Source organism: Paenibacillus ginsengarvi (assembly GCF_003626695.1).
Classification (GTDB): Bacteria; Bacillota; Bacilli; order Paenibacillales; family NBRC-103111; genus Paenibacillus_AB; species Paenibacillus_AB ginsengarvi.
The window spans coordinates 231,453-255,922 of sequence record NZ_RBAH01000009.1; the positions used below are offsets into that span (position 1 = coordinate 231,453).

Below are 24,470 nucleotides of genomic sequence, written 5' to 3' on the forward strand. Positions count from 1 at the left end.
TTCCCCCTCTATGGACAAAAACCCCGATTGGCCGCGAATGGCCGCTCGGGGTTTTTTGGGATGCTTAGCGCTTCGGCTGGGAGAAGCCGTATTTGGCGAACACGTCGAGTGCTTCTTTTGAATGAAGGTAGGTATAAAGCGCCTCGGCTTCCTTGGGATGTTTGGTAGCTTTGACGACACCGAATGGATACTCAATGGGACTATACGATTTGGCATCGACGGCGAAGGCGATCTTGACCTTCTTCGACGTTAACGCGTCGGTTCGGTACACGAATCCGGCATCGGCGTTTCCGGTTTCGACGTATTGCAGCACTTGCCTGACGTCCTTGCCTTGCACCGTCTTCGTTTGCAGCGTATCCCACAGCTTGGCTGCGAGGAGCGATTCCTTGGCGTAGCTGCCGGCAGGCACGCTTTCGGGTATGCCGACGGCAACGCGCTTCACTTCCGCTTTCGTCAAGTCGTTCAGACCGGCTAGCGGAAGGTTTCCGTCCGCCGGGACGACGACGACCAGCTCGTTGCCGAGCACCGTGCGCTGTTTATTTGTGTCCACCAACTGCTTCTCCACAAGCGCATTCATATTTTTCGGTGCGGCGGACAAGAACAGATCGGCAGGGGCTCCTTGCTCGATTTGCTGCTGGAGCGACCCGGAGGCTCCATAGTTAAAATTCAGCTTGACTGCGGGCTGCTTTGCTCCGTATACCTTCTGGATTTCATTCAGCGCATCCGTCAGACTGGCGGCGGCCGAGACGGTTAATTCGATCGTCTGCCGGGCCGATTCGGCGGCCTGATTTTTCGTACATCCCGTTGTCAGAATTAGTACCAGAACAACGAACATGCAGGTGAAGTTGCGATTAAAACGTACAGACACCGGATTCACCTCTGAAGTTGCAGGATGGAAGGTCATTTTATTAAACTTTCTTATCCATTATAGGATAGCCTGACCTTGGTAGAATAGAGAAGCTCGATTTATGGTCTATTTAAAGCGCTTTCCATTATCCGGGTAATCTGCCAAAATGATAGTATCCAAACCCCTCACACCTTCGCTTAGCCAGCACATCCAGCTTCCGCTCCATATGCCCGCCGATGGGGAATGGACAAGCCCGCACCCAGACAAGCATAGTAACGTACCACTACAACGTAAAGGAGGAGAGTAATAAGAACCCGACCGGTTACTTCTCCGCAGCGTCGTTCCGTTCGTTTACGTGGATACGGCGGCTCGGGAAGACCCTTACGGATGGAGCAGGGGAATCGAATAGAACAAAGTCAGCAAAGCGAAGAGAAACCATCTGACCAATCCACGGTAAGGGACTGATGGGATGAATCGGCTTGCGCTTGGGCGACGGATGCGATCCGTAGCCATACTGATGACGATGGTGCTTTGCTTTAGCAGTCTGTTCGGTTTTGCGCCGGGTACGGCGAGAGCGGCAGAAGTGGATACGGAAGGAGGTCCGTTGGCGGAACCGGCTGCTTTGCTGCTGGACGATAATCCGCAGCTGCCGAACGGAGGTTTCGAGGAAATAACGAGCGGCAGACCGAAAGACTGGAGCTATGTAAGCGGCGGGGTCGAATCCACGACCGCGTTAGTTCGCAGCGGTACGAGCAGCGTCAAATTAACCGATACGAGCAGCACGTCCTCGACCGCGCTGCGCAGCGTCAAAATCCCGGTCACGGCCGGGCAAACGTACAGCGTATCCGTTTATTCGTACAACGTGCAGGGCGTTTCCGATCTGTATTTGGAATACTGGGACGCGGTAGGAGGCTACACCAAAATTTACACGGGGCAAAATACGACCTCGTCCACATGGAGCAAAATTACGGTGACGGGCGTAGCCCCGGAGGGTACCGTATACGCCAGCATGCGCTTGTATTTGCATCTGGCCAATGTCGGCAGCGCGTACTTCGACGACGCCACGTTCGAGCGTGTATTAGCGGGACCGCAGCCGCAGCTTCTGAACGGGAATGTAGAGGAGCTCGTTAACGGCAGTCCCAAATATTGGACGATGGCCGCCACCTCGCAAGCATCGACCGAACAGGTTCATTCCGGCTCGTACAGCATCAAGATCAACGATCCTAGCAGTACCGCAGGGGTAACGGTGCGAAGCAACCAGATCGCGGTTACGCCGGGGGAAAAGTACGAATCCACCGTATGGTCTTACAATCTCCAGGGAGTTTCCCAGCTATATCTGGAGTTCTGGGATGCAGGGGGCAACTATACGACGATCCTGACCGGCACGAACGATTCGCTTAACACATGGAAGCAGATTCAGGTTAAGGGCGTAGCGCCGGAAAACTCGGCCTATGTCACGGTTCGCTTTTATTTGCACGCGGCGAACGTAGGTACGGCCTACTTTGACGACGCCACGTTCCGTGTTACCCCGCCGGACCCGATCACGAATATGAACAACGGCAGCTTCGAACAGAGCGAAGCAGGCAAGCCGCTTTACTGGAGCGGAACGGACGGGATCGCGCTGACGAACGAGAAGGCGTCGCATGGCGCCAGCAGTGTCAAAATTGCTCCGTCGGGCGGGACGTCTCCCGGATTGACCAGTTTTCCGATCGCGGTATCGCCGGGACTCGCGTATGAAGCATCCGTCAGCACCTCGACGTATACACCGGCAGCCACTGCCGCGATCTATATGGAATTTATGGATGCTGGCGGCAGCTTACTCGGCTTTTCTCCGGCACAGGTTAACGCATCCGGCCCGTGGAGCAGTCTTTCTGTCACTGGAACGGCTCCGGCGGGTGCAGTGTCCGCCAGAGTGAGAATCGCCGCTTTGAGCGGAACGGCTTATTTCGACGACGCTACATTCAAGCGATCCGCCGCGGCGGTCGGCAGCAAGACGCGATCCACCTATTATACGCCTGCCAAGGTGACGGCCGCCCGTCAGAACGTACTGTTATACGATTGGGCGAAAAGCTCCAAGGACAGCGTCGTAACCAAAGCGAACAAGTATTTGGCCAAGGGGCAGGACTTTATATGGGAACTGGTTCCGGGGCCGAACCTGCCGCGAAGCTATGGGGTCAATCAGGTGCTCGGCAGTCCGATTACGGGCAGAGCGATCGATCAGTACGGCAACTATCCGTACAAGGCGGACCCGCTGAACGATCCGTGGAAAATCGTCGATCCGAGCAGCGGCTACAAATTTCCGACGAACGACTTCGGCGCCTACTACCGGAGCGGTCTGGACGAGCACGGTATCTTCCAGCCGAAGCTGGCGGACCGGAGCCTGCTGGTCAACACGCTGTACCCGGAAAAAGGGCCGACTTGGGGCGTAGACGACGGCTTCGGCTGGATGAACGAAAACGGCGATCGTTACACGTTCGTCGCCTATTACACGCATTGGTTTCTTTGGTATAGTACAGGTATGATTCAGGATTCGCTGAATGCGTTCCGCGACGCTTATCTGTACACCGGGGACGTGAAGTATGCAAGAGCAGGGATGGTGCTGCTCGACCGGATTGCCGACGTGTACCCGGATATGGACACGATGCTCCACGACAAAACGATATACCTGAATTCGCACGGGGGCACCGGGCTTGGCAAAGTGGTCGGCTCGATCTGGGAGACAGGACTCGTCAAAGATTTCATCTCCGCTTACGACGCCTTTTATCCGGCGCTGGGCGATACGCTGCTGGCGCAGTTTCTGGATGCGAAGTCGGCCCAATACCGGCTGACGAATCCGAAGAACAGCGGGGGAGCGATCGCGAGAAATATCGAGGACGGCATTCTGAAGCAGGTATATCCCGGGGTTAAGGCGGCCCGGATTCGGGGCAATGACGGCATGCACCAGAGCGCGCTCGCGCTGGCCGCGGTTGTCTACGATACATTGCCGCAGACCAAGGAATGGCTCGATTTCACGTTCCAGACGGGGGGCAATACGTCCAACCCGCCGGGCGTAACCGGAGGAAACATCCTGAACACGCTCATCAGCGTCGTCGACCGCGACGGGCACGGTAACGAGGCGTCGCCGGGTTACAATTCGCTGTGGCTGACTACCGATCAGTTGACCGCTGACGTGCTGGACGGGTACGATCTGTATCCGGAAGCGGATCTGTACGCGAATGTGAAGTTCCGTAAAATGTTCTCGGCCTATTACCCGCTCGTTCTTAGCGAAAAGTATTTGGCGAATATCGGCGACACCGGCTCGACCGGCAACCCCGGCATATCGACGGTGAAGCTGGCGGACGTCGTCAAGGCGTTCGACAAGTTCGGCGATCCGGTCTACGCCCAGCTTGCCTATTTTCTAAACGGTAACCGTGCCGACGGTATCCATAAGGATGTATTCTCAGTTAATCCGAACGAAATCTCGCAGCGCATTCGCGACGCCGTGGCGCTTCACGGAACGCTCGACCTGGGCAGCGACAACAGGACGGGATACGGCTTCGCCGCGCTTCGCGACGGGAAGAACGTGACGGACAGCTTTGGTCTCTCTTACGGGTTTCCGTCGATGGATATCGCTTACCGCAATACGGAGGTGAAGCTGTTCGAAGCGTCGGGAACGATGCAGCTCGAGGCGACGGCTCCGGGGGCTATCATCACGTACAGCTTTGAGGTATCCCATACCGACGACTACGAAATCGATCTGCTGCCGTTTCTCGCGCCGTCGTATGGGATTTATCGGATTTCGATCGATGGGCAGCCAGTGCGCGACATGGACTTCTACGGGTCGAATACGAATTTGTACGAGGTGCTTGGCCGGATGACGCTCACGGCGGGTATGCACCGGATTAGCTTCGAAGGGCTTGGCAAACGAGCCGAATCGACGAACTACAAGATGGGAGTCCGAAACCTCAATCTGCTCGACGCAAATGCCCGCGCGGTGCGTGACAACGCCGGACCGCAAGGCAATACGCTGCGCGATTTCTGGATGTATTACGGACGCAACACCGGTCACGGCCATAAAGATACGCTCAATCTGGGCATGCATGCGTTCGGGCTCGATCTATCGCCCGACCTCGGCTATCCGGAATTTGCCGACAGCGTAGATATGCACCGTGCGCAATGGGTCGTAAATACGATCAGCCACAACACCGTTATGGTTGATAAAAAGATGCAGGGCAACCAGTGGGTCGCCGATCCTAAGCATTTCGACGACAGCGGAATGGTGCAGCTGATCGACGTCGAGGCGCCGGACGTGTATCCGCAAACGGAGCTGTACAAACGGACGACGGCGATGATCCGAATCGACGGCGCTAATTCGTACGCGGTGGACTTTTTCCGGGTCAAAGGCGGCACCGATCATCATTTCAGCTTCCACGGGGCGGAGGGTGTCGCTACAGTCGAAGGGCTGACCATGACCGCGCAGTCGACCGGCACGTACGCCGGGCCGGGCGTTGAATACGGGCAGCGGGTTGATGACGTTGCCGGCTCCGGGTATAAAGGAAGCGGGTTCCACTATCTGAAAAATGTGTCGAGGGATATGAATCCGCAAGCGGCGTTTAGCATCGACTGGAAAGCGGTCGATACGTGGAAGGTACTGTCATCGCCCGCCGATATTCATTTGCGGCTGACGATGCTTGGTCCCATTGACGACGTAGCGCTGGCCGACGGCGTACCGCCGCAGAACAAGCCGGGTAATCCGAAGACACTGCGATATTTCGTCGCCCATCGCAGCGGCACGAATCTGGATAGCTTGTTCACCTCGGTGCTGGAGCCGTACAAGGATAACCGGACGATCGCCTCGATTGAGCCTGCTGTCGTCAAAGCGGGCGGAACGGTGGTAAGCGGCAACGACGTCAAGGCGGTCAAAGTTACGCTCGCAAACGGCAGAGTCGACTATATCGTAAACGCTCTGAATACGGAAACGTTGTATACGATCGACGACAAGCTTCAGTTCAAAGGGTTTATGGGCGTTTACTCCGAGAAAGATGGAGAAAACGTGTACCGGTACGTGCATGACGGCTCGTTCATCGCGCCGATCGGCGAAACAGCCGGGACCGATGCAGGAGCGCTGCAAGGGACAATTGCCAGTTTTACCGGAATTCCGTCCGTCCAAAACGAAATCGTCGTTAACATGAACCTGGCCGGGGCAACTCTGGACGATGTCGTGGGCGCTACGATCGTTGTGGCGAACGACGGGGTCCGCAATGCGGCTTACCGGATTATCGGGGCGGCCGACCTCGGCTCGGGACGGTACCGGCTCGACATCGGCGAAAGTACGCTGATTCGTTCCTTTGTCGATCCGAACGATTTCAGCAAAGGGTATGTGTACGACATCGCGCAAGGTGCCGCATTCCGCATTCCGCTCACGCGGGAGGCGTTCTCGCTCCAGACGGTTGCGCTAGTAACCGGTGACCTGCATCAGGGCTGGTATACATCGGATGCGACCGTAACGCTGCAAGTTTATGGCCAGTCAGGTGCTGTAGCCTCGACCGAATATCAGCTTGAAGCAGGAGCCGGCTGGGTTCCGTACACGGGCCCGATTACGCTGTCCGATAGCGGAACGCACGTTGTGAAGTATCGTTCCAAGGATGTAGCCGGCAACGCCGAGCCGGAGCAAGCCATTACGGTGCGCATCGATAAGCAGTCTCCGGTTTCGCAGCTGCAAGCGAGCGGAACGCCGGGAGACGGTGGTTGGTACCGCTCTCCAGTCACGGTGACGCTACAAGTGTATGATGCGCACTCCGGGGTGGAGCGAACGGAATATGCAATTACGGTTACGGCCAGCGCGTACGGCCAGCAAAGTCATGGCTTCATCCCTTATACCGGGCCGTTTACGCTGGATGAGGGGAGTTACGGAATCCAGTTCCGATCCGTTGATACGGCCGGGAATGAAGAAGCGGTACAAACGGCGGAGCTGAAGGTGGACCGGACCACGCCAAGCGTTGCTGTATACGCGAACGGAGTCCCGGCGACACCGGTGATACAGGTGGAAGATAGCGAGACGACCGTGTTGACTCTGCAAGCGAGCGATGCGTTGTCGGGCGTGGCAGCCCGATCGATTACGGTGAACGGAGCCGTGTACGGAGAAGGCACCCCCATCTCGTGGGCCGGCAGGCCTGGCGATCATGCGGTTCGCGTCACCGTGAGCGATCATGCGGGCAATATGACAGAACAAACGTATACGTTTCGCGTCACGACAAGTCCATCGTCGATTTTGGCGCTGCTTGGCAGATTCGTGCAAGCGAACGTGCTGGGCCAGCCGGTAGAGGCGAAGCTGACGAACTCGATGAGACAGGCCGATCATCACTTCGGCAGCGGGAGAAGGAGTCAGGCGCTTCATTTCCTTGACAAGTTTCTGGAAACGATTCAAGAGGAGGGAGGCGGCATATCCGCTTCAGCAAGGCTGGTGCTGGAGTCGGACGCCATGGAGCTTCAGCGGCGCTGGAGCGTAGGTCTGTAGAAGATTGGAACAAACCCGTGCTGCGATCTACTGTGGCACGGGTCTTTTGCGCTGATCGTGCGGCAGCGAGTCTGCGGCCGCTGCTTGGTGGCGGTAGAGCGGAAGCGGAAGTGGAAGTTCCGCTATAGCTGGCGGAGCGCTGCAATCTGGGGCGATAAAGGAATCGAAAGTTCCGTTATGGCCGAGAATCGCCCTGTAAAATAGGGCATCCGGGCTAATAAAGGAAGTGGCGCTTCCTCTAAGCCAGCTAGCGAGGCCCGCTAAGCGGTAATAACGGAACTCGCGGTTCCGCTTAAGCTGTGAAGCGCCGAGAAACCATTTGACGACCATCATCCGGCATTTTCCGGGTGGCCTTTTTACGAATGGACAACACAAAGCCCGTTATCCAGGGATAACGGGCCTTAGGTAGAGGGGCGACTACTTTTTCGCGGCCCCTTTCGTTTCCTCGATCTTCTTGTTCGTTGCTTCCGCGGCTTCGCGCAAGGCGGTATTGATGTCAACGCCCTTCGTGGCGATATTCGTCAGAGCAGCATTCAAGTTCGATGCGGCAACAACCTGGAACTCGGTAATGTTGGACATCTTGGCATGTTTCGGGAACAAAGCGGCCACGTTCTGCCCGTTGTACTTCGGAAAGTCTTTGCCGTATTCCAAATACATTTTCGGATTGTTGAGCGCCGTTGCCAAGCCTCTCGCGTTAAGCGATGCCTGGAATTCGTCCGATATAATAAATTTCATCACCTCGAAGGCGGCTTCGCGATGCTTGCTGGTGGAGCTCATATACCAGTAGTTCGGGAATGTTTGCGGACCTACGCCGCGAATGTCCGGGAAGTCGGGAATTTTGATAACGCCCCAATTTTTCACGCCGTCGCCAGGTGTAAATCCGCAGCAGCCGGTGTAGTTGGTTGCCATCGCCACGATGCCCTTCGTATTGAAGTTGGCGACGGTCGCCTGGCTGACGTCGACGCCGGGAATCATCATGAACCTCGTAAGCGTTTGCACGATCTTTTTCCAGGCGTCGGTCTCGAAGCTCGCCTTAAACGTTTTCGGATCGACGAGATCGAGCGAGTACTGATTGACCTGCAAGTAACTGAGGTTGTCGTTGGCGAAGCCGTAATATTGCGTATCGCCGTCCTTGCGCGTCAGCTTGACGGCCAGATCGTACAATTCGTCCCAGGTGATGCCTTCTTTCGGATACGGTACGGCGAACTTGTCGAACAAATCCTTGTTGTAGTAAAGGCCCGACGTGCCGATGAACGCCGGTATGCCGTATATGCCTCCGTTGGCCATCTGTCGCTGGAGCTCGACGACAGTAGGTTCGATCCGGTTCAGATCGAATTTGTCATTTTTGATCAGGTCGGATATATCGTTCTGCAAGTTCAGGTTGAGCATGGAAGTATGGAAAGCCGTATAGGCTCCGAATGCGATATCGAGCTGGCCTTTGCTGCCGATATAGTCGGTAATGCTCGATTCGGAAGGAAAGTGGACCTTGAACGTAATATTCGGAAACTTGGGATACAGGTATTTGCCGTACGTGTTATCGAACCAATCGATATTTTGTCCGCTCAGGCTGTACAGGTGAAGCTCGATCGGCTCCTTCGACTTTTGCTGCTGGGCCGTTTCGCCCTGCTTTCCGTCGCCTTTCGCACCGCCGTCTGCGGCTCCGCCTCCGCCGCAAGCCGTTGTTGCCACTGTTATAAAAGCCAGCATCAGACTCAAACATCCGTATAGTCGACCTTTTCTCATTGCGATTCCTCCAAGTAAGTTATTTGGATTGTTTCACGATGATGTACGAGGCACATGTTGTCGCTTACGTATTCAAAACCGTAAACCGTTTTTCTTCCCCCTTGCGATAATCGGAGAGGACCTTGATGGAAACGCTTGTATACTCCGCCGTTCGGGATCGCCGGTCGGCACGGAAGAAACCGATAAAGCGTTTACATGAATGTGGTGACATGCTCTCTTCTGGCCTGTCGTTTGCGATTCACCTCCCGGATGACCCGATTCTGAAGCTTACTTCCTGGCAGTGATTGGTCGGAATACAGGGCTGGTTGCAACATAAGATGTTGACCTTAATTATATTGGATTGGCACATTTTTACAAGACATTTACCTGTATATATTCTGACTAAAACTTGTCTGAAAATCAATAGTCGTCTGTAACCTGTATTATAAAATTTATTTTAAAAAACAATTGCTTTATCTGCTTTATATCATATATAACAAGGATGAATGCAAAAAATGCCAGAATAAAAACATACAAGGGATACGAACAGCCGAGCCTGGTGCCCAAGTGATGCAGGATAGGACGGAAACTGCCGGGAAACCCGGCGCATATAAGGGAGGTGACGGTCGGCAGAGCGCGAGTAACGCAGCTACTGGCGGAGCGACTTGCGATTGAGCCGAACCGATCGGGGATGAGCCGTAAAACGAGAACAACGTACTATACTGCCGGAAAAGTAGCAGCCGCGAGACTTAACGTGCAAACATACGAATGGGCTAAGCGGCTCTGCGCTGCGGCCGTATCCAAGGCCGATTCCTATTTGGCGGCCGGGTACGATTATTTGTGGGAAGCCGTTCCGGCGCAAACGCTTCCTCGCAGCTACGGGGTGAATCAAATACTCGGCAGCGCGGTAACCGGCAAAGCGATCGACCAGTACGGCAACTACCCGTACCTGGCGGACCCGCTTAACGAGCCGTGGAAAATCGTTGATCCGAGCTGCGGGCTCAAATTCCCGACCAACGACTTCGCAGCTTATTACCGCAGCGGCTTGGACGAGCGGGGCATCTTCCGTACCGAACGGGCCGACCGCAGCTTGCTCGTTAATACGTTGTACCCCGAAAAGGGACCGGACTGGGGCGTCGACGACGGCTTCGGCTGGGTGGACGACAGCGGGAATACATACACCTTTATCGCCTATTACGTGCACTGGTATATCTGGTACGGAAGCTCCGCCTTGATCGAAGACGCGCTGCGTACCTTCCGCGACGCGTTCCTGTATACAGGCGATCGCAAATACGCGGTAGCGGGAGTCATCGTGCTAGACCGGGTGGCCGACGTTTACCCGGATATGGACATTTCCGCGTACAACCGCGACGTTTTTCTGAACTCCGACGGCCGCAAAAATACCGGCAAAATTATCGGCTCGATCTGGGAAACTAGCCTCGTCAAGACGTTTATTAGTGCGTACGACGCCTTTTTCCCGGCTATGGACGATCCCGAAATCATAAGCTATTTATCTGAAAAATCGCTAAAGGCGGGTCTTGCGAATCCGAAGCGTTCCGGGGCGGACATTCGCTGCAACATCGAAGACGGGATTATCAAGCAAATCTTCCCGGCAGTCCAGAAGGCGCAAATATGCGGCAACGACGGTATGCATCAGAGCGCCCTTGTCATGGCGGCCGTCGTCTACGATACGATGCCGGAGACGAAACTGTGGCTGGATTTCGTCTTTCAAACCGGCGGTCTGGCTCGGGAGCCGTTCCGCGTGACGGGTGGCAACGTACTGAACTCGCTCGTTTCCCATGTCGACCGGGATGGTCACGGGAATGAAGCGTCGCCCGGCTATAACGGGATATGGCTAGCGTACCACCGGCTGACGGCGGATATTTTGGACGGCTACGACCTGTATCCGGAAGCCGATCTGTACACGAATGCCAAGTTTCGCAAAATGTTTTCGGCGTTTTATCCGCTAATTTTGAGCGGCAAGTATACGGTCAATGTGGGAGATACGGCCGCGGCTGGCAATCCTTACATGCAGGTGAAGCTGGACGATATGGTAAAAGCGTTCGACGCTTTTGGCGAGCCGATTTATGCCCGGATGGCGTTTTTTCTGAATCATAACCGTGCGGAAGGATTGCATCTCGATGTATTTTCGAGTGATCCGGAGCGCATAGCCGATCGAATCGCCGGCGTTATTGCCGAATATGGTCCACTGGAGATGGAAAGCGGCCATCTGAGCGGCTACGGCTTCGCGGCGCTTCGCGACGGCCGGGCTTCCGAGAAAACGATGCGCGACTGCTGGCTTTATTACGGACGCAATACGGGCCACGGGCATCGCGATACGCTGAATATCGGTCTTCATGCATTCGGGCTCGATCTGACACCCGATCTCGGATATCCGGAGTATGCCGATATTTTTGACATGCACCGGGCTCATTGGGTAATTAACACGATCAGCCACAATACGGTTGTTGTCGACAAACGCATGCAGGAGCCTTCATGGGTTGCGCTGCCGAAGCATTTCGACGATAGCCGTCATGTCAAATGGATCGATGTAGAGGCCTCTGGCGTATACCCGCAAACCGAGAGCTACAGACGGAAAACGACGATGATCCGTGTGGACGATACCGATTCTTATGTCGTGGATATGTTCCGGGTCCGAGGCGGAAACGATCATCACTTCAGCTTTCACGGGGCGGAAGGAACGGTAACGACGGAAGGTTTGACCCCGACCGTGCAGCAGTCGGGAACATATGCGGGAACGGACATTGCCTATGGGCAGCGAGCGGACAACGGGAGCGGGGGCTACGAGAAGAGCGGGTTCCATTACTTGAAAAATATCGAGCGCCACACGGAGCCCGTAAGCCGGTTCAGCGTCGAATGGAGCGTACAAGATACTTGGAACATTTACGGGCAAGGGGCCGCAGCCGAAACGGATGTGCACTTGCGGCTGACCATGCTCACGGATGTAAGCGATGTTGCGATTGCGGATGGCATACCGCCGCAAAACAAGCCGGGCAATCCGAAAACGCTGCGGTACATGATCGCCCATCGCGAAGGAACGAATCTGGACAGCTTGTTCGTTTCCGTACTCGAGCCTTACAAGGGCCGCCGTTTTATTGCATCAATCGAACGCGTCGACATATGGCTAGGCAATACCCTTGTTGCCGATAACGAAGCGGCGGCCGTCAAAGTTTCGCTGATAAGCGGACGGGTGGATTACATCATTCATGCGGCAAATCCGGATCTTGCGTATACGATCGACGGCAAGCTTGAATTCCAGGGATATTTCGGCGTGTATTCGGAGCAGGACGGGGTACGACAGTTTGCGTACATGCATGATGCCACCCGCTTGGGCTGCAAGGGCTCGGATGAGGATACAGCAGCGATAGCAATGAAAGCCGAAGCGCTTACCGGGACGATCGAATCGTTTACACGCGACCTGTCGGTAAAAAATGAGCTGATCGTCAACATGGATGCCGGCGAATCCCAGCCGTCCGATTGGGTCGGGAAGACAATCTTCGTGGACAACGACGGGAAGCGGAATGCCGTCTACCCGATTCAAGGCGCCGAGCGGCTGAAGGACGGACGTTATCGTTTGGACATCGGAGATATGACGCTGATTCGCGGGTTCGCAGCAGAAGACGATTTCGACCAAGGCTATAGGTACGATATCGAGGTCGGGGCGACTTTCCGTATTCCGCTTACGCTGGTTTTGGAGTAGAAATCGAATCGCAATAGCACGAAGAGGCTGCAAAGTTGATTTGGACTTTGCAAGCCTCTATTTTTGTTGGTTACCACTTTTTGGCTGTGGTGGTATAATTGGAGGGTAGTTAGTTTCGGAATATACATTGGGAGATTCGTACGTTGGAAAAAAGGAGCCCAACCCATGAACAAACCCGTTATTCAACTATACGAATACAACATATGGGCAAACGATCGTGTCGTCGACCATCTGCAATCGCTCCCGGATGAAGTTTTCGGCCAAGAAGTGAATATGGGCTTCAAATCCATCGCGGCTGTGCTGCGTCACCTCGTTTCCGCCGACGAGGTGTGGTTCGAGCGGATGAAGGAGGGGGCAGGGGGGCTGGCTCCGGTTGCCGGCGATCCATATGCTTCTGCCGAGGAAGCGCGTCTCGCTATGAGCGCCCTGCAATCCCGGATTCGCAAGTTTTTAATAGCAGCAACGGATTTGGACAAAATAGTAACGTATAAAAACGCGGCGGGACAACAATTTCAAAATTCGATCGCGGAAATCGTACAGCAGACTGTAAATCATGGCACTTATCATAGAGGCAACATAACAACCATACTTAGACATCTGGGGCATTCGGGCGCCCAGACGGATTACATCATCTATCTTAGGAGATGAACGGAGGGAGGAGTTCCGCATGCAAGTGAAACGAATCGTGACGAACATTCAATCGCAGGATGTTCAGAAAGCTAAATCGTTCTACGAAGAGGTATTGGGGCTCAACCTCCTGATGGATCATGGCTGGATTGCCACTTACGGCTCGGACGTGACGATGTCGGTCCAGATTAGCATCGCCTCGGAGGGCGGCTCCGGAACGCCGACTCCGGATGTATCGATCGAGGTGGACGACGTTGATGCGGCCTACGAACGAATGAAGGAAGCGGGCTTTGCGATCGAATACGGACCGGCGGACGAGCCGTGGGGCGTACGACGCTTTTATGTGCGCGACCCATTCGGGAAGCTGGTTAACATCCTTTCCCACCGGTAATGAGCGGCCTACATATCGATTGAAGTAACGAGTCTTGCTCGGACGCCTATGCCGCAAGGCTCTTTTTTCTTTTCCGAGGAGGCATAAAAAAGGCGTTGACATTGACGTTCCGTAAAGGTGTAGAGTGAAGAAGTCAGGAGGTGATCAGATGGAATACACGGTGCTAAAGCTCGGGAGAATGGCGGGGGTCAGCACGAGAACGCTGCGGTATTACGATGAGATCGGGATTCTGAAGCCGGCCAGAATCAACTCGTCGGGGTACCGCCTATACGGCCAGCCGGAAGTCGACAGGCTGCAGCAAATTATGTTTTACCGGGAGCTGGGCGTAAGCTTGGAGAGCATCAAGACGATCGTGACGTCCCCTTCGTTTGACGGAGCCAAAGCGCTGAAGGAACATCGCGAGAAGCTCCTGGAGAGGCGCAGCCAGCTGGATACGTTAATTGCCAATGTGGAAAAAACGATTGCTTTAACCGAAGGGAGAAAAACCATGACCGATCAAGAAAAATTCGAAGGCTTTAAACAAAAGCTGATCGACGATAATGAAAGCAAATACGGTATCGAAATACGCCAAAAATACGGCAGCGATGCCGTCGACAAGTCGAATGCGAAGGTGAAAAACATGACGCAGGAGCAGCATGAACAGGTGACGAAGCTCGCCGCCGATGTGCTAGCCGCTCTTGCGGAAGCTTACAAAACCGGCGATCCTGCAGGTGAGCTGGCCCAGAAGACCGCCGACCTGCACCGGCAATGGCTGACGTTCTACTGGAGCGAATACAGTAAGGAAGCCCATGCAGGACTCGCCCAAATGTATGTCGACGACGAACGGTTCAAGGCGTATTACGACGCGAACGAACCGGGATCGGCGGAATTTTTGCGGGATGCGATTCAGATCTACACCGGTATGAAGTCGTAAACCCGGCAAGCTTGCTGCCGTTGCCGCTCGCAGGAACCGGACTCCCTGTACAAGACCTCAGCCTTCGCTGACAAGCGGAGAATGAGGTCTTTTTGAGTTGAACGATACGACCAATCGTGCGAACGAAATGACAAATCGGAGGACAAAAAAAACGGTCGACTGCATAAAGCTTTCCCGTCGCGATCCCGTTATGATTACGTCGAAAGCGATTTCAGATGAAGGAGCGTTTTATGACGAAGGAGAGGAAGGATAACGGCGATCACAAGCAACAACCGATCAGCAGAAGGAAGCTGCTGACGTCCATCGGTGTCGCGGGAGCTGCGGCGGTACTTGGGGCTGCGGCGATAACGGTCAATCAAAGGGCGAATCATGGCGTTACGGCGGATGGGAAAAAGGGGAGCGCCCTAGGGGACGGGCTCGGCGTTGTTACAACGATAGAAGGGCTTAAAGCGATACCTTCGCCTAATCCTGCGCACGTTTATTATGTCACGGACCGCGGCAAGGAAGGACATTTCCGCTATGATCCCGATGACCTTCTATCCAGGGATAATACGGGAACGGCCGTCGCAGCCGCATCGGGAGCGCGGTTCAAGCGGGTTATGGAAACCGAGTATACGAGCGTAACGTGGTTCGGCGCCCAAGGAGATGGGAAATCCGACGACTTCGCCGCCATTCAAAGTGCGATCGACGCCGTTTCGGCAGCGGGCGGCGGTACGGTTTTTTTCCCAGCTGGCACGTATATCGTATCTCCTTCCTTGAACAAGTGGATCAGGCTGAGAAACAAGGTGAATGTGCTGGGCGAAGGAGCAAGCTCCGTCATTAAAGTGAGGGACAACGCCGGCGACTACTTTGCGATCTTCTACGGCAGCACCTCCGAACCGCTGCGCGACGTACGTATCAGCAATCTGAAGTTCGACCAAAATCCGCAAAACAATGCGACGTGCAACATCGATCTCGAACGGAAGGACACGAGCTATTATTACCAGTTTTGCATCATCTCCTACCGGTACGATAACGTTGTGGTCGACAACGTGCAATTTGATCCGACATGCGGCGTGAACTCGATTTCGCTCAACAGCGATACGGGCTCGATGGCGGCGGTTACGAATTGTTATTTCAACTTCGTGATGGCCAAAGGCAGCGGCACCTACGACAACTCCGCGGTTTATTTGAACGGCCGCAATCATCTGGTGGCAAACAATGTATTCTTCGCGGCTCCCGGACAGAAAGCAAGAGGAGCGATCGAGACGCACCTGGGCCAAAGCGTCGTTGCAAACAACGTCGTCGACGGTTACTACACCGGCGTTAATCTGCAGGCGGGCAGCGGCGAGGGCGACCGATGCGATATGACGATCACCGGCAATACGATCAGTAACGCCAACCAGGGCATCCAGATCGGTCCGTACAAAACGTTTCCGGTGCAAAACGTGACGATCACCGGCAATTCGATCAGTTTGGCGAACACGCTGCATAAACGGTACTTGACGACTGGCATCACGAATGCCGGATGGACGAACGATCCGACGTTTTTCGAGAACATCACCGTAACCGGGAATACGATCGTCTTTCAGGAAGAGCCCGAGTATCGCAGCGAGATGCCAAGTACCGCATGCGGGATCGGCTTTACGCACAATTCGGATCTGCATAACGTCGTGATCGGCGGCAATACAATCGTCAATCCGCCGATGACCGGCATTCATATCGGCAGCCTGCAGAAGGAACGGGCCGTAACGAATGTGCAGATCGTCGATAACATCATCGTCAATCCAGGTCATTATCCGTCGCCTTCGGAATCGCTTCGCGCCGGCATCCTTCTCCGTTCGGACGTGACCGGCGTCCGGATCGCCGGCAATCTGATCTCGGACCGGTACGACGCCGCCCGAGGCGTTCACTCGATTCGCGCAAGCGATGCCGACGGTACGTTCGCAGATGTCGAGGTAACCGGCAATCTGGTGCAGGTCAAGCAGGGAGGGCTGTGGATGCTGCTTAGTTCGTCGATACGAACGGACGAGGAGCAGAGCCGGACGAAGTACATCCCCCGCTTTCCGCCGGCCGAGGGCACGTTCGGCAAAGGCGACATCGTATGGGTGACCGGCGAGGGCGGCGAAGACGGAAAGCTGCCGGCGGGTTATAAAGTGACGGCGGCGGGTACGGCCGGCAAGTTAAGCGGCGTACAGGCAACCTTCGCTGCGGACACGTTCGTGCTGAGCGTAAACGACGCTTCGTCGCTGCGAACGGGACAGTGGATACGAACCGCTGCGGGCAACCAGATCCGTCAAATCGTGCGAATATCCGGCCAGGACGTTCGAGTAGCCGAAGCGCTGACCGCCGCAGCCTCCGAGCCTAGTCCGGTTACGTTTGTAGCCCCGCAGTGGAAGCCGTTCGGGCGGCTGGGCAGCCTCGGAGCGCTGGGCGATACGAGCGGCGCCACCCTGTCCGAGCTTGAGGGGGAGGTGAACCGGCTCAAGGAGGCGCTGCGCGAGTACGGCATCGTGAGCCGATAACGGCCTGCGTGGTAAGTCCGGTATCGTTTTTCAACTTTTTATTCATTCACATTCAAGGGGGAAAAGCAAAATGTTTAAAAAACGCACTGCGACTGTGCTCTCGCTATCGCTGCTGGCTGCCGTAACGGCAGGCTGCGGGGCGAAAGCAAACGACGGGGAAGGGAACGGAGCGGCTGCGGCCAAGCCGAGCGAGCCGGTCGAAATCGTATTTTACTCCTCGAACGGAGATCCGACGGAAAGCTTCGATTACCGGTTCGGCAATTCCATTCGCAAGAAGTTTCCGAACTACACGATCAAATATATTCAAAGCGCCAAGGGCAGCACGATGCCGGAGCTGCTGACGGCCGGTACGAAGTTCGACATCTTTTTCATCTCGACGGGCAATTACGAATCGATGATGTTCGAGAACGGACTGGAGATCGATATGGACGAGCTGGTGAAGAAGCATAAGGTTGATCTCAGCAAGCTGGAGCCGACGGTCGTCGAAGGCATCCGCCAGTCTTCGGGCGGCAAGCTGACCGGCATCCCGATTCATACGAACAATATGGTGCTGTACTTCAACAAAACGCTGTTTGACAAATTCGGCGTATCGTATCCGAAGGACGGCATGACGTGGGATCAGATGCTGGACATCGCCAAGAAAATGACGCGCAATGAGGGCGGGACGCAATATTTCGGCTTTACGACGTCGCCGAACCATATTATGCGGATGAATCCGTATTCGATTCCGAACATTGATCTGAAGACGCAAACGCCGACGATAGCTTCTAACGACAAATGGAAATCGTTCTTCCAAAACGTGTTCCTCGATCCTTTCACCGATGCCGGATACAAACAGTATTTGGATAAAGCGAATAAAGTGCCGGATATCAACTCATTCCTGAAAGACCAGAACGTCGCCATGTACGCCTATTTGTCCAGTCTCGTGTATGTCCTGCCGGACGACCTTCAGAAGGTGAATTGGGATATGGTGTCGCTGCCGACCTTCAAGGACCTGCCCGGCGTGGGTTCGCAGTCGTATCCGTTTTACTTCGGCATTACGAAGCTAAGCAAGCATCCGGACGAATCGATGGAAGTGCTGAAATATATGCTGTCGGACGACTTCCAGATGGAGCTGTCCCGCAAAGGGATCATGCCCGTCGTCAAAAACGAAGCGGTGCAAAACGCGCTCGGCCAAGATTCGCCGTTCAAAGATAAAAACTTCAAATCGGTGTTCTTCAACAAATTCGCGCCGATTCCGGCGAAAGCTCCGTACGATGCGAATATCGTCACCAACTATGCGAAATACGCGGATCAGGTTATCAAGCAAAAGCTCGATATCAATACGGCGTTCCGCCAGTCGGAGGAAGAAGCGGTCAAGTTCATAGCGGATTACAAGAAAAAATAGCGGTAAGGTTCGCGCAAGCGGCCGTTTTCGCCAGTCGGTTCGGCCGGAGTCCCCCATGCGGGATTCCGGCTTTTAGCTTTATCCGCTGCGGCTTCATACGCGCTTAAACAAATTTTTGTTCAAAATTTTCGAGTATTCGGACGGCGAGGCGCCCGTTATTTTTTTGAAATGTTTGGAGAAGTAATGCAGGCTGTTGTAACCCAGCAGCTCGGCGATTTCCGTTAAATTGTACACGTCCTCGCGAATGTACGCCTTCGCCTTGGCGATTTTCAGCTGACTGATATATTCGATGACGCTGCAGCCCGTCTTTTTTTTGAACAAAATGCTGAGCTGCGTTTTGCCGATTCCGAACGAATGGCAGATTTGCTCCAGCGTAATATCCTGGTTCAGATTCGCCTCCAGATAAGCGATGATTAGATCGGCGATATCGGAATCGGATTTATCTCCCGTAGAAGTGGGGAGCTTGGCCTTTACTTTCGTTTCCGTTTCGAGGCGAACGAGCCGGATCAGCAGCATCTCCAGCGTAAGAACGAACAGCTGCTCGCCGCCGACGGGAGCATCCTGCTTGCGTACGAGCCGTTTGCGCGGCGGTACGGAGTAGTCCGGGCCGAACGCGTTCTCGCCTTCCTCCATCAAAACGGCCAGCAGCTCGCGTTCCCGTTCTTCCAAACGGTACCAGAAGTGCTCCTTGAAAAACTGCATGCGGGGAGAGCGGCATTCGAACGAAACGATAAAAATGTTCGGGGCAATCGTGCCGTTGGCGCGGGTGGCGTGAAACAGATCGGGCTCCAAAAAGAGCAGCTCGCCTTGCCGGAGCAGGCGGCTTTCGCGGCCGGTCTCCACGATGAACTCGCCCTTGTCGACATAGAGGAATTCCCAGAAATCGTGGGATTCCCCGGCGAAGGCGTAGTTTTTGGCCAGCTCGAAATAATAACACGTAATCAGCTTATGGATGACGAACTCTTGCTTGATCCGGAATCGGGGGAATCTCATTTTCGTCCAATCCTTTCCAGAGTCGGGTGACAGCCGTGTTTGACCGTTATTGTGTTCTGCGCGGACCGGGTAAAATCCTTCGTCTTCCCGGGCAGGTTCAAAGCGCAGTGCCTCCGTCTCAGGTCGCGTTCAACGGATGGACCGCTTATGATATGATAGCTTGGGCGCGATGTCCCGCGAAATCGGCGGACACTTGCGCCGGACACTTGGAGATCAGACAAACAAAGGAGAGAAGGCCGCATGAGGCGCCTGTTATATATCGAAGACGATCGCGAGATCGGTTCCTGGGTCGCGCGCGATCTGGAGCAGCGGGGATTTGACGTGTTGTGGCTCCGGTCGGGAGATGATGCGCTGCTGTATGTGAAGGAGGCAGATCTGGTCGTGCTCGACGTTATGCTTCCTGGGCTGGACGGTTTTACGATCGGGCAAAGGCTGAAGAAGGAGCAGCCGGACGTTCCGATTCTGATGCTGTCGGCGCGCACGTCCGTCGACGACAAACTGCAAGGTTTGCAATTCGCCGACGACTATTTGACCAAGCCGTTCCATCCGGATGAGCTGGCCGCCCGCATTGAGGTGCTGCTTCGCCGGTTCGACCGGGCGGGAGCCGCGGAAATCGTGCTTGGCCATCTGACGGTTCAGCCGGAGACGAACCGGATCGTCGACAGCCGGACCGGGGAGGAGCTGCTGCTGACCGGGAAGCAGCATCAAATTTTTATGTATTTGCTCCGGCACCCGAACCGGATCATGACGAAGGAGCAAATATACGAGTCGGTATGGGGAGAGCCTTACATGGAAGGCGACAAGACGGTAATGGTCCATATCCGCTACCTGAGGGAGAAAATCGAGCTCGATCCTAGCTCGCCGGCCATCGTCGAGACGATTCGCGGCCTCGGGTACAGGGTGAAGCTGTGAGACTGAGGCATTCGCTGCTGTCTAAATATGTGCTCATCATCCTGCTCGCCATTGTGATCCTGCCGCTGTCGATGCCGGTCGTTTGGATGATCGTGGCTATTGCAATGCCTCCGGGCGATCGGGGCGCGGATTCCAAACCGAGCAGCAGCCAGCTGGAGCAGGCATGGCAGGAGGAGGCGAAGCGGCTCGCGGTTGCCTCCGGCGACCAGATCGAACAAGCGTTGACCGCTTTTCACGCGAAGTATGGCGATGTTTCGCTGTTTTGGGTGAACGCTTCGGGCAGCACCGTTTTCCGTCTCCCGGATCATCAGCAGCTTCCGCCGATCTGGACCTCGACCGAGGTGGTCCGGTTCATGAAAAGCAGCTATGGCGGGGACCCGTTCACAGTCGTGGCGTTTCTCGGCGAGAGTGAGGATAACGGCTTTATCGTGATGCAGATGCCGCGCGCGTCGATCGGGCCGGCCAGCGAGCAGCGGGGGCTTCGGTATACGTATTTCATCCTCGTTTTGACGTTTTTGATCGTTGGCCTGTTTGTTTTTATTTCGTATATCTTTTTTTACAAAATCCGCAAGCGACTGCTCCGGCTGCAGCAGGCGATGACGACCCCGGGAGAGAACGGCATTCCCGCCCCGATACGCGCCTTAAATGAGGACGAGGTCGGCCGGCTGGAGCTGGCGTTTAACGCGATGATCGGCCAATTGCAGGAAGGCAGGCTTCGCGAGGCGGAGGAGGAAGGGCTGAGAAGGCAGCTGATCGCGAGTTTGTCGCACGATTTGCGAACGCCGCTGACTACGATTCGCGGTCATGCGTTCAGCTTGAGACAGCAGGCGCTGGACGACAAGGGACGGGAATCGATCGATCTGATCGATCAGAAGATCGAGTATTTGGCCGCGCTGATCGATAACCTGCTGTCGTACACGCTGCTCACCTCCGGCAAATACCCGTACCGGCCGGTGCAAACCGATATCGTCCGCCTTGTACGGGCATGCTGTGCGCACTGGTACCCGGCGTTCGAGAAGGAAGGTTTTACGGCCGAGTTCGATTTGCCGCAGCATCCGGTCTACTGGACGCTTGATCCGCAATGGTTCGAGCGTGTGCTCGACAACTATTTCCAGAACATGCTTCGCCACGCGTCCGCTGGTAAATATGCCGCCGTTCGCATCGAGACAAGCGGCTCCGACGCGGCCGTTCTCATCCAGGATCGCGGGCCGGGCATGGGCGGAACGTCGCCCGGCGCGGGGGCGGGGATCGGACTTTCCATCGCCGGTCTGATGCTGAAAGAGATGAAACTGAAATCGGTCGTAGAAAGCGACAGCACCGGTACATGCATTAGAATTGTGCCGGACCAGACGAACCGTTAACGCGGTTCTTTTTTCTTTTTCGGTGCTCCCCGCATTTCATTTTTAAACCAAATTTAAACTTCGCCCGGCATTCGTTTTAACCTGACCCGTTTAAGATGAATAACGAGGTGATGTTCGATGAATTCACATATTTTGCAGACGGACCGGCTGACGAAAGAAATCGGCAAGCGAAGGGTCGTAAGCGATGTCCGTCTCCAGCTCAGACAAGGCGACATTTACGGATTTCTCGGTCCGAACGGAGCGGGGAAAACGACGACGATCAAAATGCTGCTCGGTCTCGTCAAACCGACGGCAGGCACGATCCGTTTGTTCGGAAAAGACCTCCGCAAGGAGAAGATGGCCGTGCTCCGCAAGATCGGATCGCTGGTCGAATATCCGTCGTACTACGGCCATCTGAATGCGATCGAAAATTTGGAGACGGTACGGCGCATTCTGGACGTGCCCCGCTCGCGGATCGCCGAGGTGCTGTCGATTGTCCGCTTGACCGCGGAGGCGAATCGGGCGGTTAAAGGCTACTCGCTCGGCATGAAACAGCGGCTCGGCATCGCTACGGCATTGCTCGGCAACCCGGAGCTGCTGATTTTGGACGAGCCGACAAACGGGCTTGATCCGTCAGGAATCCTTGAGATCCGCGAGCTGATCAAGAAAATGCCGAAGGAGCATGGCATTACGCTCCTCGTCTCCAGCCATCTGTTATCCGAAATCGATCAGATGGCGACGGAGGTAGGCATTATTACGAAGGGGCAGCTCATTTTTCAGGATTCAATAACGGCGCTCCGGCAAAAGTCGAAAAGCACGATCCGGATCGCCGTAAACGAACCGGAAAAAGCTTGCAGCTGGCTGCTCGCTAACGGCTGTCAGGCGAGCTTGAAGGAGTCGCAGCTCGAAGTCGCTCACGCCCCGAATGATCGCATCGCGGAGATCGTATCGCAACTCGTCGGAGACGGTTTCTCCGTATACCGGGTGGAGGAGAAGGGCAGATCGCTCGAGGATATTTTTCTGGAGCTTACCGGGGGGGCGACGAGTCTGTGATCTGGCGCGTACTCGGCGCGGATTTTGCCAAAATCCGCAAAAAAATGATCTGGTTTCTCATCTTTCTCGGCCCGCTCGGCGTGGTGGCGCTGCAAGGGCTGAACTTCGCGCTCCGCTACGATTATTTAACCAAGCTGTATGCGGACGATCTGTGGGGCGGAGTGCTGTACAATACGCGTTTGCTTGCGGTTCCGACGCTGCTGATGGGGCTGGCGATCGTCATCTCGATGATCGCGACGGTCGAGCATCAGACCAACGCCTGGAAACAGGTGCTTGCCCTGCCGGTTTCCCGCCTGTCCGTCTATACGGCGAAGCTCCTGCTCGCCTGCACGCTGCTGGCCGCTTCCAGCACCATGCTCGGGGCGGGTACAATCGTACTGGGTCTTGCGCTCGGCTACGGTGCGGATATCCCGTTCGGGACGATTCTCAGGATGATCTATTACCCGTTTCTCGCTGCGATGCCGCTCGTGGCGCTGCAAACCTGGCTTTCCGTCATCGTCAAAAATCAGGCGATCCCGCTCACGGTTGGCATTACTTGCGCCATCACGTCCATGTTTGCAGCCTGGTACCCGGACTGGATGCCGCTGAAATGGCCCTATGTCGCGGATACGTGGGAGAAGCCGCTTCTGTTTGTTGCCGCAGGCGTGGCGGTAGGACTCGCCGTTTATGCGGCCGGAGCGGCGAATTTCGCAAGAAAGGATGTGCAGTAAACGGATGATACGTCTATTTCGCTCGGAGCTGCTCAAGCTGAGAAAATCGCCGATCGCCCCGCTTGTATGCGTCAGCCCCGTTATCGCGGCGGTTATCGGCCTGCTAAGTTCGCAGTCGGGTACGGTGAATCCGTGGACGGAAACACTGACCTATATGGCTACGCTGCATGCGCTGCTGTTCCTGCCTCTGCTCGCAGGCGTGTTCTCGGCCTTCGTCTGCAGGTACGAGCATGCGGGAGGCGGATGGAAGCAACTGCTCGCGCTACCCGTTTCACGATCCTCCGTATTTGTCGTCAAATTCGCGATCGTGCTCGGTCTGCTTGCGTTCACGCAGTTGCTGCTAGTGGCGGGCCTGCTTGCGGTAGGTACGCTCAAAGGATTTGCTGAGCCGGTTCCGTGGGGGATCGTGGCGAAAAGTGCGCTGGGCGGCTTGCTCGCCTGCATGCCGCTGGCCGCTTTGCAGCTTGCCGTTTCCGTTGCCTGGTCGAGCTTCGCCGCGCCGCTAGCCGTCAACGTCGTTTTCACACTGCCGAACATACTGGTAGCCAACTCGGAAACGTACGGCCCTTATTATCCTTGGGCCCAGCCCCTGCTGGCTATGCTTCCTCCCTCGGGCGAAAGCTTCGGCGCGTTTCTGGTGCCGGCCGGAACGCTGTTTACCGTTATTTTCGTTTGCTTCGCCGTTTTTTTCATAACTGGACTCGGCTATTTCCGGCATAAATCGATTTGAGGCGTCCCTTGTACGATAGTGCAAAAAAAGCGAACTACATCATAAACGAGATCACAAAAAAAACGATTAATTGAATAAAGCTTTCGACCTCTCCTCACGGTATGATATGGATGAAAACGATTTC

Annotated in this window: 16 protein-coding genes; 12 read left to right on the forward strand and 4 right to left on the reverse strand. The window is 55.3% G+C overall.

Annotated features, from left to right (window positions below; translation table 11 throughout):
* Positions 1–64: 64 nt before the first annotated feature.
* Complete coding sequence (modA, locus tag D7M11_RS14915; RefSeq protein WP_240041118.1) at positions 65–835, reverse strand: molybdate ABC transporter substrate-binding protein; 771 nt, start codon at positions 833–835, stop codon at positions 65–67.
* Between the two features lie 481 nt (positions 836–1,316).
* Between modA and D7M11_RS14920 the strand changes: the two genes are divergently transcribed.
* Positions 1,317–7,343, forward strand: a complete 6,027-nt coding sequence (locus D7M11_RS14920; protein ID WP_120748025.1) for an OmpL47-type beta-barrel domain-containing protein — start codon at positions 1,317–1,319, stop codon at positions 7,341–7,343.
* 27 nt (positions 7,344–7,370) lie between these two features.
* Here the strand turns inward: D7M11_RS14920 and D7M11_RS14925 are convergent, their stop codons facing one another.
* Positions 7,371–7,676 (reverse strand): hypothetical protein, encoded by a 306-nt coding sequence (locus tag D7M11_RS14925; protein ID WP_120748026.1) that lies wholly within the window; start codon positions 7,674–7,676, stop codon positions 7,371–7,373.
* 84 nt (positions 7,677–7,760) lie between these two features.
* The gene (locus D7M11_RS14930; RefSeq protein WP_120748027.1) at positions 7,761–9,086 is read right to left on the reverse strand and encodes an extracellular solute-binding protein; all 1,326 of its coding nucleotides are present in this window, start codon (positions 9,084–9,086) and stop codon (positions 7,761–7,763) included.
* Positions 9,087–9,684: 598 nt separating this feature from the next.
* Between D7M11_RS14930 and D7M11_RS14935 the strand changes: the two genes are divergently transcribed.
* The 6 genes from D7M11_RS14935 to D7M11_RS14960 all read left to right on the forward strand — a co-directional run bounded on the left by D7M11_RS14935 (position 9,685) and on the right by D7M11_RS14960 (position 18,608).
* Positions 9,685–12,786 carry a heparinase II/III domain-containing protein gene (locus tag D7M11_RS14935; protein ID WP_120748028.1) on the forward strand — a complete coding sequence of 1,034 codons (3,102 nt, stop codon included), beginning with the start codon at positions 9,685–9,687 and terminating at the stop codon, positions 12,784–12,786.
* A gap of 165 nt (positions 12,787–12,951) precedes the next feature.
* On the forward strand, positions 12,952–13,434 hold the full coding sequence (locus D7M11_RS14940; RefSeq protein WP_120748029.1) for a DinB family protein: 483 nt from the start codon (positions 12,952–12,954) through the stop codon (positions 13,432–13,434).
* A gap of 19 nt (positions 13,435–13,453) precedes the next feature.
* Positions 13,454–13,804, forward strand: a complete 351-nt coding sequence (locus D7M11_RS14945) for a VOC family protein (RefSeq protein WP_120748030.1) — start codon at positions 13,454–13,456, stop codon at positions 13,802–13,804.
* 148 nt (positions 13,805–13,952) lie between these two features.
* Positions 13,953–14,717: a MerR family transcriptional regulator gene (locus D7M11_RS14950; protein WP_120748031.1), complete on the forward strand. Its 765-nt coding sequence runs from the start codon at positions 13,953–13,955 to the stop codon at positions 14,715–14,717.
* 215 nt (positions 14,718–14,932) lie between these two features.
* On the forward strand, positions 14,933–17,221 hold the full coding sequence (locus tag D7M11_RS14955; protein WP_120748032.1) for a glycosyl hydrolase family 28-related protein: 2,289 nt from the start codon (positions 14,933–14,935) through the stop codon (positions 17,219–17,221).
* 70 nt (positions 17,222–17,291) lie between these two features.
* A complete protein-coding gene (locus D7M11_RS14960) occupies positions 17,292–18,608 on the forward strand; it encodes an ABC transporter substrate-binding protein (RefSeq protein WP_120748033.1) in 1,317 nt (438 codons plus the stop codon).
* A gap of 93 nt (positions 18,609–18,701) precedes the next feature.
* On the opposite strand, the gene D7M11_RS14965 is transcribed toward D7M11_RS14960, so the two are convergent.
* Positions 18,702–19,601, reverse strand: a complete 900-nt coding sequence (locus D7M11_RS14965) for a helix-turn-helix transcriptional regulator (RefSeq protein WP_120748034.1) — start codon at positions 19,599–19,601, stop codon at positions 18,702–18,704.
* Positions 19,602–19,841: 240 nt separating this feature from the next.
* On the opposite strand from D7M11_RS14965, the gene D7M11_RS14970 reads away from it, so the two are divergent.
* The 5 genes from D7M11_RS14970 (at position 19,842) to D7M11_RS14990 (ending at position 24,346) form a co-directional block, all read left to right on the forward strand.
* On the forward strand, positions 19,842–20,513 hold the full coding sequence (locus D7M11_RS14970) for a response regulator transcription factor (RefSeq protein WP_120748035.1): 672 nt from the start codon (positions 19,842–19,844) through the stop codon (positions 20,511–20,513).
* Entirely contained in the window at positions 20,510–21,874 is a 1,365-nt protein-coding gene (locus tag D7M11_RS14975) for a HAMP domain-containing sensor histidine kinase (protein WP_240041119.1), read from the forward strand. The genes D7M11_RS14970 and D7M11_RS14975 overlap by 4 nt, the downstream gene beginning before the upstream one ends.
* A gap of 117 nt (positions 21,875–21,991) precedes the next feature.
* A complete protein-coding gene (locus D7M11_RS14980; protein WP_120748036.1) occupies positions 21,992–22,906 on the forward strand; it encodes an ABC transporter ATP-binding protein in 915 nt (304 codons plus the stop codon).
* Positions 22,903–23,616: an ABC transporter permease gene (locus D7M11_RS14985; RefSeq protein WP_120748037.1), complete on the forward strand. Its 714-nt coding sequence runs from the start codon at positions 22,903–22,905 to the stop codon at positions 23,614–23,616. The genes D7M11_RS14980 and D7M11_RS14985 overlap by 4 nt, the downstream gene beginning before the upstream one ends.
* A 4-nt stretch (positions 23,617–23,620) precedes the next feature.
* Positions 23,621–24,346 carry an ABC transporter permease gene (locus D7M11_RS14990; protein ID WP_120748038.1) on the forward strand — a complete coding sequence of 242 codons (726 nt, stop codon included), beginning with the start codon at positions 23,621–23,623 and terminating at the stop codon, positions 24,344–24,346.
* Positions 24,347–24,470: the final 124 nt, after the last annotated feature.

Coding starts and splice junctions, on each gene's coding strand:
- D7M11_RS14955 (WP_120748032.1), top strand. CDS start 14,933: ATGAAGGAGCGTTTTATGACGAAGGAGAGGAAGGATAACGGCGATCAC.
- D7M11_RS14965 (WP_120748034.1), bottom strand. CDS start 19,601: ATGAGATTCCCCCGATTCCGGATCAAGCAAGAGTTCGTCATCCATAAG.
- D7M11_RS14920 (WP_120748025.1), top strand. CDS start 1,317: ATGAATCGGCTTGCGCTTGGGCGACGGATGCGATCCGTAGCCATACTG.
- D7M11_RS14990 (WP_120748038.1), top strand. CDS start 23,621: ATGATACGTCTATTTCGCTCGGAGCTGCTCAAGCTGAGAAAATCGCCG.
- D7M11_RS14945 (WP_120748030.1), top strand. CDS start 13,454: ATGCAAGTGAAACGAATCGTGACGAACATTCAATCGCAGGATGTTCAG.
- D7M11_RS14980 (WP_120748036.1), top strand. CDS start 21,992: ATGAATTCACATATTTTGCAGACGGACCGGCTGACGAAAGAAATCGGC.
- D7M11_RS14970 (WP_120748035.1), top strand. CDS start 19,842: ATGAGGCGCCTGTTATATATCGAAGACGATCGCGAGATCGGTTCCTGG.
- modA (WP_240041118.1), bottom strand. CDS start 835: ATGTTCGTTGTTCTGGTACTAATTCTGACAACGGGATGTACGAAAAAT.
- D7M11_RS14950 (WP_120748031.1), top strand. CDS start 13,953: ATGGAATACACGGTGCTAAAGCTCGGGAGAATGGCGGGGGTCAGCACG.
- D7M11_RS14940 (WP_120748029.1), top strand. CDS start 12,952: ATGAACAAACCCGTTATTCAACTATACGAATACAACATATGGGCAAAC.
- D7M11_RS14960 (WP_120748033.1), top strand. CDS start 17,292: ATGTTTAAAAAACGCACTGCGACTGTGCTCTCGCTATCGCTGCTGGCT.
- D7M11_RS14930 (WP_120748027.1), bottom strand. CDS start 9,086: ATGAGAAAAGGTCGACTATACGGATGTTTGAGTCTGATGCTGGCTTTT.
- D7M11_RS14925 (WP_120748026.1), bottom strand. CDS start 7,676: ATGATGGTCGTCAAATGGTTTCTCGGCGCTTCACAGCTTAAGCGGAAC.